The organism is Pseudomonas sp. BIGb0164 (assembly GCF_024810135.1).
Lineage (GTDB): Bacteria > Pseudomonadota > Gammaproteobacteria > Pseudomonadales > Pseudomonadaceae > Aquipseudomonas.
This window is the reverse complement of sequence record NZ_JANUEA010000007.1, coordinates 231,350-250,196: the sequence shown is the minus strand read 5'-3', so window position 1 is coordinate 250,196 and position 18,847 is coordinate 231,350. Positions and strand designations below refer to the sequence as shown.

Genomic DNA, 18,847 nt, shown 5'->3' with positions numbered 1-18,847 from the left:
ATGTTATCTCCTGCTGGCCATGAGCAAAAGGTATCGAGGTCAGCAATAGACTAAGTGAACTAGTCAGGAATGCAAATAATCAGCCGCCGGGCAAATATCCTTACAGTTAGCGTGATATTGATTTCGCTAAACAATTAATAAAGGATCTCGACAATGTTCTTGGCCGATGAATGTTTAAAAAGGTTTGTTTTGTGGCTGGTTTCTTTGCCTTTCCTTTCTGCCGAAGTTTTGGAGGACTCATTGCAAGACCTAGGCGGGATGGATGGCATTATTGAAAACTCATATTGTATATCTGCGTACGAGTCTTTAGGTCGGGCTCTGGTGCAAGAAAACTCATTTCAAAGTATTTTAGAGTTTTTTCGAGTTTTTGAATTGGAGTTGAGAGTGTGCCCTGAGCATTTGTACTACTTTGTCGAGTCAATAGTTGATTGGTCTTTAGCTCGTGGTGACCAGTTGGAAGAGCTAATAAGTGTGGTTCCTGAAAATTATAAAGAATTTCTGCATAGAAGATTTTCTCCGAGATAAGCTGATTCGTTGCTGCAAAGGCGAATGCTGGCTTTTTCAAAACACTAAGGTTCAGTGTGGACTATGCCGGTAAAACTATTAATTTAGATCGCGGGGCTAAGGGGAACAAATGTGATGGTCGTGGAGCGTATGCCGGTGCTCAGAATCCATTGCAAGGGAAAATTCCAAATTCATGGCTGACCATATGTGTCCCCTGTTCCTACAGATCATTGATTTCCCCTGCTTTGACAATCCAACCCAACTAACTTTCCTGGCGTGACGCATTCGTGAGTTTTATGCAAGTTGACCAGTTTTGTGATGAAATTAAGTCATTGTTGGGTGATTTTATGTTGGAGCGCTCGTCATTTGCCAATGGAGAGTTTGGGGACCTTGAAAGAGTTGAGTTGGAAGGTCTGAACAAACTCGTAACCGTCGATTTTTGGTCTAAGGGGTGGATTGCTATCGATGTTTATGACTGCCCGAGTGAGCAGCAGATAATGAATGTGCTACTGTCCCCAGAGGAGGTAGGTTTTGTTTCTGAAGCGTTTGACAGGCTTATGAATATATTAGTGGCATCAAAGCGTAAGATTATCCATTTGAATTTGTTTGGTTGAAGGGTCGTAGCACTAAAAATACTTGTGTTTTTTAGAAGGTGCGAGAGATATGTGACAGTGTTTTATACTCCAACTCCACGCGCTAGAAAGGGGGCAGCATGATTGATTCGATAACCGGCCAAAAAATCTTCCTGATCGAACACCCTACGTATGGTCCCTATGTTCGCGTGTCGAGCTACGAAGACAGTATGGATCTTGAAGACTTGCTAGATGAAAAGTATTACGTAGCTTACTGGATAGGCAAGCCCAAAGATTTACAGTTTCTCGGAGGGGCTGAGTACTATTTTGGCCCGGTGGTAGATGTGGAAAAGCTGCAAGCAATACTTGACTTGATCGATTCGGATTAGCGCGAGCTAAAATAGGGGGGGCGTATGATTCACAGTGTGTCTGGTAATCGGGTTCTTGTATGTGTAGATCTGACATATGGACCTTATTTTGAGATGGTGGCAGACGCTGAGCCGCTTTGGTTAGAGGCTATCCTTCAAGGACGATTTTATATTCCTTATTGGGTCGTTAAGAAAAAGTCTGAAGAAACCCCTACGAAGCTGGCTTATCATTTCGGTGCTGCTGCTGATCCAGAAAAATTACAGAAAATTTTAGATATGATTGATTTTGAAAGAAAATCTATCTTTCAAGGTGGCGGCATTGTATTGCGTTGGCCAGGGAAATGTTAGCAGGTGGGAGCGAAGTCTATGCAGAGAATTAATTGCATCAATGGAAGTGAAGCAGTGATGCTGCTTATTATCGAGCCCTGGGCTGAAGAATACCTGATTAAGCCTGGAGCGTCAGTTGACATTGTTGGGCAAGGAGGGTGTTTTGAAACGGGATTCGAGGTGGAGCATGTTGATAAAGGTATGATTGTCTATGGCTGGGAAGGATCTATAGTCTCTGTCTTTTCGAATGGAGAAATAGTTGAGCCTGGTTTTCAACAGTAATGGGTCATGATAGTTGTCCGGCGCGACTAACTTTCGTGTTCCAGGTGCGCTAGCAATTAGCAAGTCCGGGTTAGAGCGAGTCAGTACTTTTTAAGCGCCTGCGTCCCAGAAGACGTATCACCAGCGGTTTCAACGAGATTTCAGTCGCACTCTATTCAGAGCCCCTCCAACGCCCGCCACAACTTCCTCATCGTCGGATTCTGATTCTCCACCGCGCAATACGAGCGAATCTCCAACCGCGTACTCCATTCCTCCCCCCCAGCCCTTACCAGCACCCCTCGCTCCAATTCATCCACTACCGCACTCTGCGGCAGCCACGCCACGCCATAGCCCTCGATGGCCATACGCATCAGCAACATCGCCATATCCGCCTCATAACAGCGTTCCAGCACAACGGGTGACGGCCCATTCTTGATCACGATTTCAGCCACTCGCCCCAAAAAAGTCGTCGCGGTGTACGCCAAATGCGGCACCGGTTTGCCGGCCGTTCCGGGCAAGCGGTACAGCGGGCGACCGCGTTTATCCGGAGCACACAACGGGATAAATGCATCGTGCCCCAGGGCCAGGCTGCCGAAGCGTTGCGGGTCGAGCAGGATCGGCGCCAGCGGGTGGTGGTAGACGATCATCAGGTCGCAGCTGCCTTCTTCCAGCGCGATCACCGCGTCATGAATATTCGCGGCAACCACGCGCGCATTGAATTGTTCGGTCTGGCGCTGAAACTGCGCCAGCCATTTGGGCAGGAAGGTCATCGACAGGCTGTGTCCCGCTGTCACCTGGATCGAGCGCCCGGGCATGCGTTCCACTTCGCGCAGGCTGGCGCGCAGGCGCATCAGGCCGGCAAGGGCGTCGCGGCTTTCGGTGCAGAAAGCTTGGCCGGCGGCGGTGAGTTGCACGGGGTAGGTGCCACGGTCGACCAGTTCGGCGCCCACCCATTCTTCCAGTGAGCGGATGCGCCGCGACAACGCCGATTGGGTCACGCACCGCACTTCGGCGGCGCGGGAGAAATTCTTCCACTCGGCGATGGCCAAGAGGTCGTCCAACCATTTGATCTGCATGCCCGGTCTCCAGGGTGTGAGCCTTGAGTGTATGCCGCCGCGCCCAGGCCAGGCGTGGCTTTTCGCTAACTATTCCAAAAGCGCATGGGGTTAGCCGGATTACTCATCAAGAGGCCTGTGAGCTGTCCCTAGAATTTCTGCCCATCACCCACACAACAAAAACCACATGAGGGCAGCACTGTGAAGCACAACAAACTTCCCCGTCGAATTGCAGCCGGCATCGCCTTGGGCGTGCTGGTGGGTTGGGCGTGTCATCACTATGCAGGGAGCGAGCAGGGCGCCAAGGAGCTGGCCGGGTATTTCTCGATGGTCACCGACATCTTCCTGCGCATGATCAAGATGATCATCGCGCCGCTGGTCTTCGCCACGTTGGTGGGCGGCATCGCCAGCCTGGGCAGTTCGCGTTCGGTGGGGCGTATTGGCCTGCGTGCGATGCTGTGGTTTGTGACGGCATCGCTGGTCTCATTGCTGCTGGGCATGGGTCTGGTCAACCTGTTCCAGCCCGGTGCGGGGATGAACCTGCAAGTGGTGCAAAACGCGGCGGCGGCGGTGCCGGTCAATACCGGTGACTTCAGCCTCAAGGCGTTTATCAGCCACGTGTTCCCGCGCAGCATCGCCGAAGCCATGGCCAACAATGAGATCCTGCAGATCGTGGTGTTTTCGCTGTTCTTCGGCTTTGCCCTGGCGGGTGTGAAGCGCGCCGGTTACACGCGCATTACCGACACCGTGGATGAGCTGGCCAAGGTGATGTTCAAGATCACCGACTACGTGATGGCCTTCGCGCCGATCGGCGTGTTCGCGGCGATTGCGTCGGCGATCACCACCAACGGCCTGGGCCTGCTCGCCGATTACGCCAAGCTTATCGCCGAGTTCTACTTGGGGATTGTTCTGTTGTGGGGGGTGCTGTTCACGGCCGGCTACCTGTTCCTCGGGCGCTCGGTGTTCACCCTCGGCAAGTTGATTCGCGAGCCCATCCTCTTGGCGTTTTCCACCGCCAGCAGCGAGTCGGCCTACCCGAAAACCATGGAGGCCCTGGAAAAATTCGGTGCCCCCAAGCGCGTGTCGAGCTTCGTGCTGCCGCTGGGCTATTCGTTCAATCTCGACGGCTCGATGATGTACCAGGCCTTCGCGATCATGTTCATCGCCCAGGCCTACAACATCGACCTCAGCTTCACCCAGCAACTGCTGATTTTGCTCACGCTGATGATCACCAGCAAAGGCATGGCCGGCGTCGCCCGGGCGTCGGTTGTGGTGGTGGCGGCAACCTTGCCGATGTTCAACCTGCCCGAAGCCGGCTTGCTGCTGATCATTGGCATCGACCAGTTCCTCGACATGGCCCGCACCGCTACCAACGTGGTTGGCAACAGCATCGCCACGGCGGTGGTGGCGCAATCGGAGGCCGAAGAAGAGCCCGCCGAAGCGCCACAGGCGGTGCGCACATGAGCAGTACCCGACGGCTGGGCATCGTCGGCGGGCTGGGCTCGCTGGCCGGGGCAGACCTGTTCTACAAGCTGGTCAAGTCCCGGGTGGTGCTGGAGGACCAGGGCCGCTATCACTTCCTGTTTGAGCAGCACCCGTTCAAGGATGTGCTGCTGCCGCTGGACCGCAACGCCAGCATGACGTCGCGCAAGTTCTACGTGTTCCAGGTGTGCAAAACGTTTGAGAACAGCGGCGTGGACGCGGTGCTGCTGCCGTGTTTCGCCAGCCAGACCTTTCGCGAGGAGATCCAGCAGGAGCTGGGTACTCCCGTGCTGGACATGATGCAAGCATTGGTCCGGCACATCACCCGCAGCGTTGCGCCTGGCACGCGCCTGGGCGTGATTGCATCAGACTTCGTGCGCCACTGCGGCCTGTTTGAACAGCACCTCGGCCAGCACTTCAACTTGCTGTACCCCGACGCCGAGGCGCAGGCGGCCTTTATGGAGGCGATGTACGGCGTCAACGGCATCAAGGACGGCCACCTGGAAGGCGTACCGCTGGAGGGCGTGTACCAGGCGTGCCTGTCCTTGCAGGAACAGGGCGCCACGCTGATCGTGCCGGGTATGACCGAGCTGTCACTGGTCTGCGGCGACTTGCAGCGGCGCGGCATCAGCGCGCTCGACATCAACCAGCTCTACGCTGACTTCGCCACCCAGGCCGATGGCCCGGCGCGCCAACCGCCGTTCAAGCTGGGCATCGTCGGCGGCGTGGGCCCGGCCGCCACCGTGGACTTCATGGGCAAGGTGGTCGCCCACACGCCGGCTGGCAAAGACCAGGACCATATCAAGATGGTGGTCGAGCAAAACCCGCAGATTCCCGATCGCACCGCCAACCTGCTACGCGATGAAACCGACCCGACCCTGGCGCTGTACGCCACCTGCAAGCGCTTGGAAAGCGCTGGCGCCCAGGCCATTGCCATTCCGTGCAACACCGCCCATGCGTTTGTCGAGTGCCTCCAGCCGCACCTGCGCGTGCCCATCGTCAACATGCTCAGCGAGACCGTGGAGTGGATCGCGCAGCACTACGGCAGTGGCCAGGCGGTCGGGCTGCTGGCCACCTCCGGCACGGTGCAAAGCCAGGTCTATCACCACGCGGCGCGGCGTGTGGGGTTGCAGCTGATCACGCCGGGCTTTGACTACCAGGCGCTGGTCATGGAGGCGATCTACGGTGAGCGGGGGATCAAGGCGGGGTTTACTGAAGGCATCTGCCGCGAGCAATTGCTGCTGGCGGCCGAGCATTTGTGTGAGCAAGGGGCGAAGGTGTTGATCCTCGGCTGCACCGAGTTGCCGCTGGTACTGGCCCACAGCGAGGCTTTCGAGATCAACGGTCACCGCGTGGCGCTGGTGGACCCCACCACGATCCTTGCGCGCCAGTGCATCCGGCTGTCACAGGTGAGCGTTGATCGATAGGTGTTGCACCCCTATCCCCGTCGCACAGGCACTGCCTCTATGACCGGTTGACGATCATGCCCCTCCCATTTGGCAATCACCAGCGGCGCCAAGGCATTGCCCAGCACGTTCAACGCCGTGGTGGGCATTTCCATCAAGCGGTACACCCCGGCGATAAACGCAATGCCTTCCAACGGCAGGCCGGCGCTGGCCAGGGTGGCCGAGAGAATCACGAACATGAAGCCCGGCACCCCGGCCGCGCCTTTGGAGGTGAGCACCATGGTCACCACCAGCAAGGCCTGGTCGCCCAGGCTCAGGTCGATACCGTAGAGCTGCGCGACAAACAACGTGCCGATGCCCAGGAACAACGAGGCGCCGTCCAGGTTGAACGAGTAACCCACCGGCACCACAAAACTCACCAGCGAGGGTGGCACGCCGTAGGTTTCGAGCTTTTTCATCAGCTGTGGCATCACCGCTGCGGAGCTGGCGGTGGAGAAGGCCAGGGCCAGTTCGTCCTTGATATGACGCATCAAGGCAAACAGGTTGATCCCGCACAACCGTGCAATCAGGTTCAGCACCACCAGCACAAAAAACACGATGGACACATAGCTCACCAGGATCAGCTTGGCCAACGGCAGCAGCGAGCCAAACCCGAAGTTGGCCACGGTCACTGCGATCATCCCGAACACGCCAATCGGTGAGTACGCCATGATCATCGACGTGACCTTGAACATTGCATCGCTGACACCACGCAGCAGCGCGATCACCGGGTCTTTGCGTTCGGCGGGCAAGCGCGACACGCCCAGGCCGAACATCACCGCAAAAAACAGCACCGACAGCAGGCTGCCCTGGGCCATGGCGCTGATCACGTTGTCGGGGATGATCCCGACGAGAATCTGCCCCAGGCTATGCCCGGCGCCGCTGCTGGTGGGCAGGCTGATGCTGGCCGCCTGCAGGCTGGAAAGCTCGGTGCCGGCGCCAGGCTTGAGCAGGTTGCCCAGCACCAGCCCGACGATGATCGCCAAGGTGGTGATGCAGAAGAAATAGCCCAGGGACCTGACCCCGATGCGGCCCAGGGATTTGCCGTCACCGTGGCCGGCAATGCCCACCACCATGCAGGAAAACACGATCGGCACGACGATCATCTTCATCAGCTTGATAAAGATGTCGCCCGCCGGTTGCAGCACGTTGTCCACCAGCCATGGGCGGGACTCGGGAAAGCGGTGCAACAGGGCACCAATGGCGATGCCGGTGAGCAAGCCGATAACGATTTGCCAGACCAGCGCGATGCGGGGCGTGTGCATAGGAATGCCTCATTTGAGATCAATGATTTTTAAGTTGTTGTTCTAGGCAGTCGAAAGGCGGCCGTGGTGGGCCGCCGGGTGCAGCGAGAAGCCGTCAGCGCAGGTCGTGGCATGCGTCTTTGAGACGACGGCATCCTTCTTCGATCACGTCCAGGGCGCTGGCAAACGACAGGCGCACATACGGCGACATGCCGTAGGCCGCGCCGCTGACCGTGGCCAGGCCGTAGTCACGCAGCAGGTAGTCCACCAGCTGCGTGTCGTCCTCCAGGCGGTCGCCCGCCGGGGTGAGCTTGCCCATCAGCGCGCTCACATTGACGAACACGTAGAACGCGCCGTCCGGTGGGGTGCAGCTCACGCCGGGGATGTCCGCCAGTAACCCCAGCATGTGCGCGCGACGTTGCTGGTATTGCGCACGCATGTCGGCGATGGGCGCCTGCTCGCCGGCAAAGGCGGCCACGGCGGCGGCCTGGCTCAGTGAGCTGGGGCAGGTGGTGGTTTGCGACAGCAGCTTGGCGATGGCGCTGATCAACCATGCCGGGCCGGCACCAAACCCCAGGCGCCAACCGGTCATGGCGTAGCCCTTGGACGCGCCGTTGACGATCAGCGTGCGCGGCTTGAGGTCGGGCGCCAGGCGCGTCAACGGCACATGCCGGGCGTCACCGTAGACGAAGTGCTCGTAGATCTCATCGGCCATGACCAGCACATGGGGATGGCGCCGCAGCACGTCGGCCAACGCCAGCAGTTCGGCCTCGCTGTACACCGCGCCGCTGGGGTTGTTGGGGCTGTTGAGGATCACCCATTTGGTGCGTGGGGTGATCGCCTGCTCCAGGGTGTCGGGCGCGAGTTTGAAGCCCAGGCTTTCATCGCCGGGGATGATCACCGGCGTGGCATCGTTGAGCCGCGCGATGTCCGGGTAGGACACCCAATAGGGCGTGTGCACGATCACTTCGTCGCCACGGTTCAAGGTGGCGGCCAGCGCGTGATAGATGATGTGCTTGCCGCCACAGCCGGCCACGACTTCGTCCAGGCCATAGACCAGGCCATTGTCCCGTGCGAGCTTCAGGCAGATGGCCCGGCGCAGGGCCAGGGTGCCGGTGGTCGGTGTGTAGTGGGTGTCGCCACTGTGCATCGCCAGGCTGGCCGCTTGCAGGATATGCGGCGGGGTGTCGAAGTCCGGCTCGCCCACGGTGAAATTGACGATGTCACGGCCCTGGGCACGCAGCTCGCTTACCAAGGCATTGGCGGCAACGCTGGGGGAGGGCGCAATGCCCAGGACGCGGTCGGAAAGAAATGCAGTGCTCATCAGGGTGTCCTTCAGTCCGCCAGGCCGGCGTTGGCCAGCACCTTGTCGATCCAGCTCTGGCGCACCGCGCCGGTGGCGATTTCGGCCTTCACCGCTTCTTCATGCTCGGCATGTTGCCCGGCGCGGCGCAGCACCTCGGCGGCATCGGCTTGGGAGAACGCCACCAGGCCATCTTCATCGCCCACCAGCAGGTCGCCCGGGTTGATCAGCATGCCGCCGATGGACACCGGCACGTTCACCTCGCCGGGGCCGGTCTTGTAAGGGCCGGTGTGCACCACCGCACGGGCGTAGCAGGGCGTGTCGTCGAAGCTGGCGACGTCGCGGATCGCGCCGTCGATCACAAACCCGACGCAGCCGCGCTGCTGGGCGTAGAGCTTGACCAGCTCGCCGATCACCGCGTTGTTGGTGTCGCCCTGGCCGTCCACCACCAGCACGTGGCCGGGTTGCATCATGCTCATGGCTTTGTAGATCAGCAGGTTGTCGCCGGGCCGCGTCTTCACGGTGATCGCCGTGCCCACCAGCTTGCCGGTGCGGTTGTAGCGCGTCAGGCCACGGGCGCCGATGTGCCGGCCCAGGTTGTCGCTGATGTGCGGCGTGACCACATGGGCGAACGCCTCCACCAGTTCGGCCGGGGCCATCGGTGCGTTGGGAAGGATGCGGGAACCGGGCAAGGACATGGCAAATCTCCAGAATCGTTGGATAGCGACGGGCTATGGCCAAATCTTAGGAGCGATGAACGGACAGTTTTAGCGATATTTTATGATGTGTTAGCATCGCTTTTTCTCATGAGTTGGCCGGCATGATCACCTTCAAGCAAATCGACGCGCTCTACTGGATTGCCGAACTGGGCAGCTTCGAGGCGGCGGCGAACAAGCTGAACATGTCGCAGTCGGCGATCTCCAAACGCATCCAGGAACTGGAAGAAACCTTCGATGTGGAGATCTTCGACCGCAGCAAGCGCAATGCGCGGCTGACTGAAAAGGGCGGCGAGCTGCTCGACTACGCCCGCGACCTGCTCAACAGTCGCGATCAGTTGCTCGAACGAGTCAGCGCGCGCAACGTGCTGGTGCGCAGGTTTCGCCTCGGGGTCACCGAGCTGACCGCGCTGACCTGGCTGCCGGCCCTGGTGGAGGCGTTGCGCCAGGCGTATCCGAAGGTGCAGATCGAACCGTCGGTGGAACTGAGCAGCGAGCTGTTCCGCAAACTGGAAAGCGACCAGCTGGACCTGGTGATCGTGCCCGACGCCTACAGCGACTCGCGCTTTCACAGCACCCCGCTGCAAAGCGTGGACAACGCCTGGATCTGCTCGCCCGGGCTGATCCCCGACGCCGACCCGGTCAGCCTGGAAACCCTGGCCAGCTACACCGTGCTCACCCAGGGCTCGCAGTCGGGCACCGGCTTGATCTACGAGCGCTGGATGGCCACCCACAACGTGCAGATGCCGCGCACGCTCACCAGCCACAACCTGCTGGTGCAAGTGGGCTTGGCGCTGTCGGGGATTGGCGTGAGCTACCTGCCCAAGGCGTGCCTTTCCCATCTGATCGAGCAGGGTTCGCTACGGGCATTGGTCACCGAGCCGGAACTGCCCAGCGTGCGTTACGTGGCGTTGCACCGGGTCGATCGCCAGTTCGGCTTGAACCAGGACGTGGCGCAGATGGCCCAGGCCTGCTGCGATTTTTCGCGGCTGTTGCTCTAACGGCGGGCATCGCCCTGGGTCGACTGGCGCGCCAGGTCGGCCAGGGTGTCAATCAGCGCGGTGCGCCCATGCTTGAGAAACGCCAGGTGATAGTTCACGGCGGCCGGTGGCACTTCCAGCGTCACCTCCTGGAACTCCCCGCGCTCGATCTCGTCCACGAACAAACCCCTCGGCAAACAACTGATGCCCACCCCCGCACGGATCAACGCCAGCAGCGCGAACAGGCTGTTGCTGCCGTACACGTGGTTGAACTCGATACCCTCCTGGGCAAACAGCTGCTCGCAGCGTTGGGTGATCCCCGAGTCCGGGCCTTGCACGATGATCGGCCACAGCGCCAGTTGCTTGAGGGAGAGGGTGGTGCCTTCGGGGAACAGCCGTGGCGGTGCCAGCCAGGTGAAGGTGATCGATTGCAGCGGGATCGAGGCCATGGCGGCGGTGACGTAGTCCTGCGGGATCACGACCAGGTCCAGGTCACCGTCGAGCAGCTTGCGTTGCAGGCGTGCGGACAGGTCCACGTCCGGGTGCAGGCTGATGTCCGGCAGCTCGGCCTTGGTGCGCGCAACGAAGTCGGTGAACCAGGTGATGGTCACCAGCTCCGTCAACCCCATGCGTACGGCGCGCTGCACCTGGTGGGCGGCGCCGCGCAAGGCGTCCAGTCGGGCCAGGCTGGCGATCAGGCCTTCGCTGGCCTCCAGCAATTCGGCGCCCTTGGCGCTCAGTTGCACCTTGTGGCTGCCGGGTTCGAACAACGGCAGGCAAGCCTGTTTTTCCAGTTCCTGCAGGCGCTTGGTGGCGGCGGACTGGGTGATGAACAGGCGCGTGGCGGCGCGCTGCAGGGTGCCGAGCTTGAGGGTCCAGTAGAAGGTTTCGATCTGCTTGATGTTGATCATGCCGGGCGTCCATAGGCCTGTTGCAGGTCGCAGTGCTCGCCGAGCAATTCCATCACATGCCGGTGAAACGGGCTGTAGCTGTCGGCCCGTGCCAGCGCTACATAGGGCGTGGTGGGCAGCGGCGGCGTCACGTCGAGCTTCACCAGTTGCCCATTGAGCAAATAGGGCGCGGCCGTGATGTCGGGCAGGTAGGTCACGCCCAGGCCGGACACCGTTAGGCCGATCAGGGCCGCCAGGCTGCTGCACGGAATGTGCGCGCTGGGGCTGGCCTGGTGCGTGGCGAGCCAGGTGTCTACCAGCAGGCCGGAACCCGACAGCCGGCCCTGGGCGAGCAGGGTGCAGTGGCTCAAATCTTCCAGGGTCAGGGGTTGCTGGTGATTGAGCAGGCCCGGTGCGCAGAACCAGTTGTTGCGCACCTCATCGAGTGCCACCTTGATCAGGCCATTGCTGCTGAACGCATCCGGCACCACGATCACATCAACCTGGCCGGCCATCAGCAACCCATGCAGACGTACGCTGAGGTCGACCTCCGGCTCGATGCGCACCTTGGGGTAGTGGCTAGAAACCGCCTTGATCAGCCGCGGCAGCCAGGTCAGGGCGCTGAGTTCGGTGATGCCGATGCGCAACCGACGGCTGAGCACCTGCGGGCTGATCAGGCAACTGTTGACGATGTCGCGCTGCAACAGCACGTCGCGGGCCTGGGCCACCACCGGTGCGGCCAGCGCGGTGAGCCGGGCGCCACGGCCGCTGCGGTCGAACAGCGCGAACCCCAGCCAGTGCTCCAGTTCCTGGATCTGCCGGGAAATGGCCGACTGCACCTGGCCCAGGCGGTTGGCCGCGCCGTCGAAGGTGCCGTGGTCGACCACGGCAATCAGCGCTTCGAGCTGTTTGAAAGTAGGCACAGGGTGAATCTCATCTGGTTTTGGAATGTTTTTAGTTCACGGAATATCTCTATGTCTACTTAAATTTCCTCGGCACTATCCCGCTCACGGCCTACTGGCGTGAGGGTTTCTTCACGGCGTACCGACCATAACTCCAAGAAAGATCGGTGAAGAAATGAAAGCTGACTCCAAATCCACCAGCCGTTTTCGCTGGGTCGTGGCGGCGCTGTTTTTCCTGGCCTACATGGTGGCCGGTGCCGACCGTGCCAACATCGGCGTGGTGGTGCCCTTCATCAAACAGGAATACCACCTGAGCAACACCGACATCGGCGCCCTGGCGAGCCTGTTCTACCTGACCTACGCCATCGTGCAGATCCCCGCTGGCTACCTGTTCGGCCGCTACGGCATCCGCAAGCTGCTGACCGGTTCGCTGGTTTTGACCTCCCTGGCCACCTTGCTCATCGGCTTCACCTCCAGCGTGCTGCAACTCAAGCTGGCGCGTGCGTTGCTGGGGGCGGCGGAAGGGCCGATCAACATCGGCATCGTGTCGATCATCAACCGCTGGTTTCCGCCGAGCGAAAAGGGCCTGGCCACCGGCATCTTCATGTCGTCGATCAAGGTGGCGCCGGCCATCGTGCCGCCGCTGTGTGCCTACATCGTGCACCTGTACGGCTGGCGCGAAGTGTTCTTTTTCTTCGCCATCCCGGGGTTCTTCGTGGCCCTGTTGTGGTGGTGGCTGGTCAAGGACGACCCGGCTGACAGCCCGCACTGTTCGGCCAGCGAGTTGCAGCATATCCAGGGCAGCCACGCCCAGGGCGCGGCCTCGGTCCAGCCGATGGTACGCATCCCGGTGTGGTTCGACCGGCTGATCCGCACCCGCCAGGTGCCGCTGCTGGCCGACAACAAAAGCATCCTCGCCTCCTGGAACGTGTGGGCCTGTGCCATGGGCTACTTCCTGATGGTGGGCATCACCTATTCGATCATGACCTGGGTGCCCACCTACCTGATCACCGTCAAGCAGTACTCGGTGTTGAAGATGGGCATGGTCGCCTCCGCGCCGTGGGTCGGCGCGATCATCGGCAACCTGCTGGGCGGCTGGCTCTCGGACCGGGTGTTCGACCGTCGGCGCAAACCGGCGATGCTGATCGGTTCGCTGGCCACGGTGCTGATGATGGTGGTGCTGCTCAACGCGCCCAGCGACCCCTTGCTGTTGTCGGCAGTGTTCCTGCTGGCGGGCATCCTGCTCAACATCGGCTACTCCACGTTCCTGGTGTACCCCATGGGCCTGGCCACCAAAGAGCGCGTGCCGTTCGCCGCGTCCATCGTCAACACCGGCGGTTCCCTGGGCGGTGCCTTCACGCCGTTCGTGGTCGGCATGTTGCTCGATCATTTCAATTGGGACTACGTGTTTGGTTTTCTCGGAGTGAGCTCGCTGATCACCTTCGCCATCGTGCTCACCATGGTCGAGCCACGCCCTCCAACTGCCGCCAACCCACAAGCCTAGGAGCCCGGATGAACCGAGTGATGCAGGTGTGCCGCCTCGATTTCTGGATCAACCCCGTCTTTGACGAAATGATCCAGGCCAACCCCCAACTGGCGCTGCAGGTGCTGCCGCGCCAGGGGGACGATGAACGTACTCTGGCCGCCTTGCGCCAGGCCCACGCGTACCATGTCTCGGCCGCCAAGGACGAGTTGCCCTGGCACTGGTTTGCCGGCCAGGCGTTGATCGAGCAGTGCCCGGCACTGCTCTGCGTGTCGTCGGGCGGCGCGGGGTTCGATACGGTGGATGTGGCCGCCTGCAGCCGTGCGGGCATCGCCGTGATGAACCAGGCGGGTGCCAATGCCCACTCGGTGGCCGAGCACACCTTTGGCCTGCTGCTGGCGGTGGTCAAGCGTATCGTCGAGTCCCACAACACCCTGCGCCACGCCACGGGTTTCAGCCGCGAAGACCTGATGGGCGAGGAGATCCATGGGCGCACCCTCGGCCTGATCGGCCTGGGGGAAATCGGCCGGCGTGTGGCGACCATCGCCCGGGGTTTTGGCCTCGAGGTGCTGGCCTACGACCCCCATCTGCGCGATGAGCAGGTGCAGGCCCAGGGCGCGCAACCGGTGACCTTGGCCGAGCTGTTGCGGCGCAGTGATTTTGTGTCCCTGCATTGCCCGCTGGATGCCAGCACTCGCCACTTGATGGGCGCCGAGCAGTTCGCGGCGATGAAGCGGGGCGCGGTATTCCTCTCGACCGCCCGGGGGGGCATCCATGATGAAGCGGCGTTGTACGTGGCCCTCAAGAACGGCCATTTGAGCGGCGCCGGGCTGGATGTGTGGGCCTGCGAACCCCCGCCCCAGGATGCACCGCTGATGAGCTTGCCCAATGTGGTCGCGACCTTTCACACGGCAGGCGTTACCCACGGTGGCCGGCGCAACGTGGCGCGTTCATCGGCGGCGCAGATCGCGGCGTTGCTGCGCGGCGAGCGTCCATCCCATCTGCTGAACCCCGAAGCCTGGGGGCTGATCAGCGAGCGGGTAGGGCGTGTGGTGGGTGTTTGATTGGCATATCTTTAAAGTATCCAAACCCCGTTATTTAGATATTTTTAATAGGTGGACAGCACTGATAGGCTCTTAAAAAAACAAGAGAAGTGCCCGGTCATGTTCATAAGCCTGCCCACCGCCTTGAAACCCTTTACCGCCGTTTTGGCCTCCCTCGCCCTGATGGGCACCCTGAGCAGTTGCGCCAAGGTCGACGTGCACAGCGAGGGCGTCGACAAGCCTGAAGCCGATGCCCGCCAGGTTTTGCGGCTGGGCCACGATGACCGCGCCTACCCGTTCCCGATCTACGCCAACGCCGACCTCTACAACCCGCCCAAGACCCTGGAGCGTGCGGTGGTGATTTTGCACGGCGTGCAACGCGACGCCGACCAGTACTTCAACACCGGTCGCAAGCTGCTGGGCAACGCCCGTCTGCCGAGCACCACCACCTTGTTGCTGGCGCCGAATTTCCTCACCCCCACCGACGCCGGTGTCAGCAATGACATGCCGCTGTGGCCCCGCGACAAGTGGATGCACGGCATCGAATCGCAATTCGGGCGCAAGGGCATTCCGGCGTTCCAGGTGCTCGACGATGTGGTTGCCTACCTGTCCGACCGCCAGCGTTACCCGGCGCTCAAGGAAATTGTGATGGTCAGCCATTCGGCCGGTGCGCAGCTGATGCAACGCTACGCGGTGATGAATGACCTCGACGCCAGCCTCAAGGCCCACGGCCTGACGATCCGCTACGTGGTCGCCAGCCCGTCGAGCTACGTGTACTTCGACGAAAACCGCTTGCAGGACGGCGTGTTCAAGCCGGTGGTGAGCATCATGTGCCCCAGCTACAGCCGTTATCGCTATGGCCTCGACAATGCACCCGCCTACCTGCAGAACCAGCACCTGACGAACCGCCAAGTGTTTGCCCGCTATGCCGCGCGCGACATCACCTACCTGGTCGGTGCCCAGGACAACAACCCCACCAGCCGCGTGCTCGACAGCTCCTGCGGGGCCAATTACCAGGGCGATACCCGGCTCGACCGGCAACTGAATTTCGTCAGCTACGAGCAGTTCCTGTCGAGCCAATGGCAGATTCCTTTGCGCCATCCCCAGCACACGATTCCCGGTATCGGCCACAACGCGGCGCGCCTCCTGGGTGACAAGGCGGTGGCGCGAATGCTGTTTCCCTGAGTTTCACGCTGTTTGCCCAACGCTGCGTCTCGATAAAAACAATAAGAGAACTGTATGAGCCCAACTCTCCCCACTGCCCGGGCGCCGCGCGCCTGGGGGCCTGGCGCATTGTCGCTGCTGGCCGCCGCCCTGATCGCTGCCCAGGCCCAGGCCGACACGCTGCCCTCGTCCGGCACCCTGTTCGATAACAGCCGCTCGGTGCTGCGCCCCACCGACAATGCCCAGCCGGCTACCCCTGGCAGCGTGCGCATCGAAAGCCAGGACGACACGCCAGCGCCCAAGGTGGGCAATTCAAGCGTGCAGGTGCAGGTCAAGCGCTTCGTGGTGAAAGGCAACCGCGAACTCAGTGATGCCCAGTTGCAGCCGGTGCTGCTGCCCTACGCCGGCAAGACCCTGAGCCTGGATGGCCTGCGTGACGCCGCCGCGCAGGTCACGGCGCTGTACCGGGCGCGGGGTTACCTGGTGGCGCGGGCCTACCTGCCGGCCCAGGATATTCAAAATGGCCAGGTGACCCTCGGTGTTTCCGAGGGCGTGATCGGCCAGGTCAGCGCATTGCCGGACGCCAATGTGCGCCTGCGCCCCGAAGTGCAGCAGCAGTTCGTCAACGCGCTGCCTTCCGGCACCATCATCCGAGAGCAAGATCTGGAGCGTGTGTTGCTGCGCCTGTCGGACATCACCGGCGTGGCCGTGCACGCGATCCTGCGGCCGTCGCAGCAGCCCGGCGCCGCCGACATCGTGCTCAAGCTCAGCGAGATGACCGCCTGGACCGCCCGCGCCGCCATCGACAACTACGGCAACTACTACACCGGCAGCAATCGCCTGACTTCAAGCGTCAGCCTCAATGATGCGCTGGGCCTTGGCGACAGTTTTACCGCCACTTCGCAGAACTCCTTTGAAGGCCTGGACATCAAGGGCATCGGTTACCAGCAACCGCTGGGCGCCACCGGGATCTCGGTGGGCGCCAACTACGCCGAGCTGGAATACAGCATCGGCAAGAACCTCAAGGGCCTGGATGCCGACGGCACCGCGCAGGTGTCTTCGGTGTTTATCAACAGCTCGCTGTTGCGCTCGCGTGACAGCAACATCAGCTTCAACCTGGCCGAAGATCACCGGCGTTTCGAAGACTCCGCCGGTGGTTTTACCGTGAACAAGTCGGCGGTGTTTCGCAGCGCCACGCTGTACGGCAACTGGCGCGATGACTGGCAGGGCAGCAACACCTGGAGCCTGGCCTACGGCATTGGCGACCTGGATAAAAAAACGCCGGCCGACGCCGCGTTGGATGCGCTCACCGCCAACGCCGCCGGGCACTACAAGAAAGCCAACCTGAGCTTCAGCCGCCTGCAATACCTGGGCAATGGCTACTCGCTGTTTGGCTCGGTGACCGGGCAGTGGGCCGACAAGAACCTCGACTCCTCGGAAAAACTCAGCCTCGGCGGGCCCAACGGTGTGCGCGCCTACCCCGTCGGCGAAGTGGCCGGCGATGAAGGCGTGCTCGGCCGCTTGGAGCTGCGCAAATACCTCGGGCGCTTCAACGGCGCCATCGCCGAGGGCACGTTGTTTGCCGATGCGGGCAAGGTTACGGTCAACAAGAACCCGTGGGACGCCAGCGAAAACACCCTCACACGCTACGGCTACGGCGTGGGCTTGAACCTCTATCACCGCGACCTGGTGATGAACACCAGCCTGGCGTTCTCCCCGGGTACCGACCCCACCAGCGACGACCGTGCGGCCAAGCGCCTGTGGTTCTCGATTTCCGGTTCGCCCCAGGCGTTCGCCGGGCTGGCCAGCGACATCGGCTCCAAGGGCGAAGACTTCGAAGTGGCCGAGACCGACACCGTCATCTACGGCAACTTCGGCATCGTTCCTGAATACGTCGACCGCCATGGCTCCACCCCGGCAGCACCGGCTGACCAGAGCCGCCTGGCCACGCCGAACGGGCGCAACATGGCGAGCTTCTGGCGCGCCCGCGACAACGTGTCCGCCCTCGGCGTGCACGGCGGCTACGGCCTCAGCGATGACTGGAAGCTGCTGTGGCAGCTGGAATACGGCATCTCGATGAACTACACCGCGAGCAACGACAAGTCGGTGAACCCTTCGGCATCGCCGAGCACCAAGCTGCGCAACACCGGCGCGGCGTTCAATAACACCGACTACGGCACGTTGCTGTATGGCGTGTGGGACATGCCGATGAAAGAGTCCACCACCACCCTGGATCCGTTCAACGGCAAGACCAGTGCGGCGTACTTCAACATCATCGGTTCGCCGGGCTTCAGCGCTGGCCTGTCGACTAACGTCAACGGCCCGCAGAGCTACAACGACACGGCGGTAAATGGCGACGCGGCGTTCAACCGCCGCCAGGCCGGTGTGGTGGAATACTGGACCCCGGAGTGGAACGGCCTGCAACTCAAACTGGCGTATTCGAACAACGGCATGAGCGCCGCCAGTGATGTGGACAAGGGCTATGTCTACGGCAGCAGCCTGACCTACAACAACGGCGGCTTCACGGCGGTGTTCGCCACCGAGCGGCACATCAATTATTTCGGCATTGCCGACTTGGGCCGCAACGCGCGCGGGCTGGGCAGCAGCACCCACGTCACCGATGGCACCTCGTCGGATGATTTCAGCTTCCGCTACGGCCTGGCCTACGACTTTGGCGCGACCAAGCTGTCGCTGATCGCCGATGACCTGTCCTATTCCGAAGACGGTGTGATCAACACCAGCACCACCACCAGCGACCTCTCCAAGTACCGCCGCCGGGCCTACCTGGTGGGCGCGTCCCACAAGATCGGCCCCTGGACATTGAAGGCCAGCTACGGCAAGGCCTTGCCCGGCAAGTGCGAGATGATCCGCGCCACCCCGGTGGAATGCGACACCCACGGCATGGGCGCCACCCAGTACGCCATCGGCGCCAACTACAAGCTGACCAAGCGCATCGACCTGTTCACCCAGTACGTGCTGCTGAAGAACAACTCCCTGGCCAACTACAACTTCGCCCTCACTGGCGTCACGGCGGCCAGCGGCTACTCACCCGGCGCGGGCACTACCATCAGCGCCGTCGGCACTGGCATCAACTATTCGTTCTGAGGA

Annotated in this window: 18 protein-coding genes; 12 read left to right on the top strand and 6 right to left on the bottom strand. The window is 61.3% G+C overall.

Translation table 11 applies throughout. The features are described from left to right. The first annotated feature begins 153 nt into the window (after positions 1-153). The 5 genes from M2394_RS19945 to M2394_RS19925 all read left to right on the top strand — a co-directional run bounded on the left by M2394_RS19945 (position 154) and on the right by M2394_RS19925 (position 2,053). Positions 154-525, top strand: coding sequence for a hypothetical protein (locus M2394_RS19945; protein ID WP_259173943.1), 372 nt, complete (start codon positions 154-156; stop codon positions 523-525). A 266-nt stretch (positions 526-791) separates the two neighbouring features. Further along, positions 792-1,118 carry a hypothetical protein gene (locus M2394_RS19940; RefSeq protein ID WP_259173940.1) on the top strand — a complete coding sequence of 109 codons (327 nt, stop codon included), beginning with the start codon at positions 792-794 and terminating at the stop codon, positions 1,116-1,118. 98 nt (positions 1,119-1,216) lie between these two features. Next, positions 1,217-1,465 (top strand): hypothetical protein, encoded by a 249-nt coding sequence (locus M2394_RS19935; RefSeq protein ID WP_259173939.1) that lies wholly within the window; start codon positions 1,217-1,219, stop codon positions 1,463-1,465. A 24-nt stretch (positions 1,466-1,489) separates the two neighbouring features. Further along, positions 1,490-1,792: a hypothetical protein gene (locus tag M2394_RS19930; protein ID WP_178921455.1), complete on the top strand. Its 303-nt coding sequence runs from the start codon at positions 1,490-1,492 to the stop codon at positions 1,790-1,792. Positions 1,793-1,810: 18 nt separating this feature from the next. Continuing rightward, the gene (locus M2394_RS19925) at positions 1,811-2,053 is read left to right on the top strand and encodes a hypothetical protein (protein ID WP_176998600.1); all 243 of its coding nucleotides are present in this window, start codon (positions 1,811-1,813) and stop codon (positions 2,051-2,053) included. Positions 2,054-2,208: 155 nt separating this feature from the next. On the opposite strand, the gene M2394_RS19920 is transcribed toward M2394_RS19925, so the two are convergent. After that, a complete protein-coding gene (locus M2394_RS19920) occupies positions 2,209-3,108 on the bottom strand; it encodes a LysR substrate-binding domain-containing protein (RefSeq protein ID WP_176998601.1) in 900 nt (299 codons plus the stop codon). A gap of 180 nt (positions 3,109-3,288) precedes the next feature. Here M2394_RS19920 and M2394_RS19915 point away from each other — a divergent pair, with 180 nt between their 5' ends. Both M2394_RS19915 and M2394_RS19910 read left to right on the top strand, forming a co-directional pair. Further along, positions 3,289-4,551, top strand: coding sequence for a dicarboxylate/amino acid:cation symporter (locus M2394_RS19915; RefSeq protein WP_259173930.1), 1,263 nt, complete (start codon positions 3,289-3,291; stop codon positions 4,549-4,551). Next, complete coding sequence (locus M2394_RS19910) at positions 4,548-5,996, top strand: amino acid racemase (protein WP_259173926.1); 1,449 nt, start codon at positions 4,548-4,550, stop codon at positions 5,994-5,996. The genes M2394_RS19915 and M2394_RS19910 overlap by 4 nt, the downstream gene beginning before the upstream one ends. Before the next feature lie 11 nt (positions 5,997-6,007). On the opposite strand, the gene M2394_RS19905 is transcribed toward M2394_RS19910, so the two are convergent. The 3 genes from M2394_RS19905 to M2394_RS19895 all read right to left on the bottom strand — a co-directional run bounded on the left by M2394_RS19905 (position 6,008) and on the right by M2394_RS19895 (position 9,259). Continuing rightward, positions 6,008-7,279, bottom strand: coding sequence for a cation:dicarboxylate symporter family transporter (locus tag M2394_RS19905; RefSeq protein WP_259173923.1), 1,272 nt, complete (start codon positions 7,277-7,279; stop codon positions 6,008-6,010). Between the two features lie 94 nt (positions 7,280-7,373). Then, positions 7,374-8,582, bottom strand: coding sequence for a pyridoxal phosphate-dependent aminotransferase (locus M2394_RS19900; RefSeq protein ID WP_259173922.1), 1,209 nt, complete (start codon positions 8,580-8,582; stop codon positions 7,374-7,376). 11 nt (positions 8,583-8,593) lie between these two features. Next, positions 8,594-9,259 carry an RraA family protein gene (locus tag M2394_RS19895; RefSeq protein WP_176998606.1) on the bottom strand — a complete coding sequence of 222 codons (666 nt, stop codon included), beginning with the start codon at positions 9,257-9,259 and terminating at the stop codon, positions 8,594-8,596. A gap of 122 nt (positions 9,260-9,381) precedes the next feature. On the opposite strand from M2394_RS19895, the gene M2394_RS19890 reads away from it, so the two are divergent. After that, positions 9,382-10,278 (top strand): LysR family transcriptional regulator, encoded by an 897-nt coding sequence (locus M2394_RS19890; protein WP_259173921.1) that lies wholly within the window; start codon positions 9,382-9,384, stop codon positions 10,276-10,278. Here the strand turns inward: M2394_RS19890 and M2394_RS19885 are convergent. Both M2394_RS19885 and M2394_RS19880 read right to left on the bottom strand, forming a co-directional pair. Continuing rightward, on the bottom strand, positions 10,275-11,168 hold the full coding sequence (locus M2394_RS19885) for a LysR family transcriptional regulator (protein WP_259173918.1): 894 nt from the start codon (positions 11,166-11,168) through the stop codon (positions 10,275-10,277). The genes M2394_RS19890 and M2394_RS19885 overlap by 4 nt on opposite strands. Next, on the bottom strand, positions 11,165-12,070 hold the full coding sequence (locus tag M2394_RS19880) for a LysR family transcriptional regulator (protein WP_259173916.1): 906 nt from the start codon (positions 12,068-12,070) through the stop codon (positions 11,165-11,167). Before M2394_RS19880 ends, M2394_RS19885 begins: the two co-directional genes overlap by 4 nt. Before the next feature lie 154 nt (positions 12,071-12,224). Here M2394_RS19880 and M2394_RS19875 point away from each other — a divergent pair, with 154 nt between their 5' ends. The 4 genes from M2394_RS19875 to M2394_RS19860 all read left to right on the top strand — a co-directional run bounded on the left by M2394_RS19875 (position 12,225) and on the right by M2394_RS19860 (position 18,844). After that, positions 12,225-13,553, top strand: a complete 1,329-nt coding sequence (locus M2394_RS19875; RefSeq protein WP_259173914.1) for an MFS transporter — start codon at positions 12,225-12,227, stop codon at positions 13,551-13,553. Positions 13,554-13,561: 8 nt separating this feature from the next. Beyond that, a complete protein-coding gene (locus tag M2394_RS19870; protein WP_259173910.1) occupies positions 13,562-14,596 on the top strand; it encodes a hydroxyacid dehydrogenase in 1,035 nt (344 codons plus the stop codon). Positions 14,597-14,695: 99 nt separating this feature from the next. After that, a complete protein-coding gene (locus tag M2394_RS19865; protein WP_178921476.1) occupies positions 14,696-15,760 on the top strand; it encodes a hypothetical protein in 1,065 nt (354 codons plus the stop codon). A gap of 54 nt (positions 15,761-15,814) precedes the next feature. Next, positions 15,815-18,844 (top strand): porin, encoded by a 3,030-nt coding sequence (locus M2394_RS19860; RefSeq protein WP_259173909.1) that lies wholly within the window; start codon positions 15,815-15,817, stop codon positions 18,842-18,844. Positions 18,845-18,847: the final 3 nt, after the last annotated feature.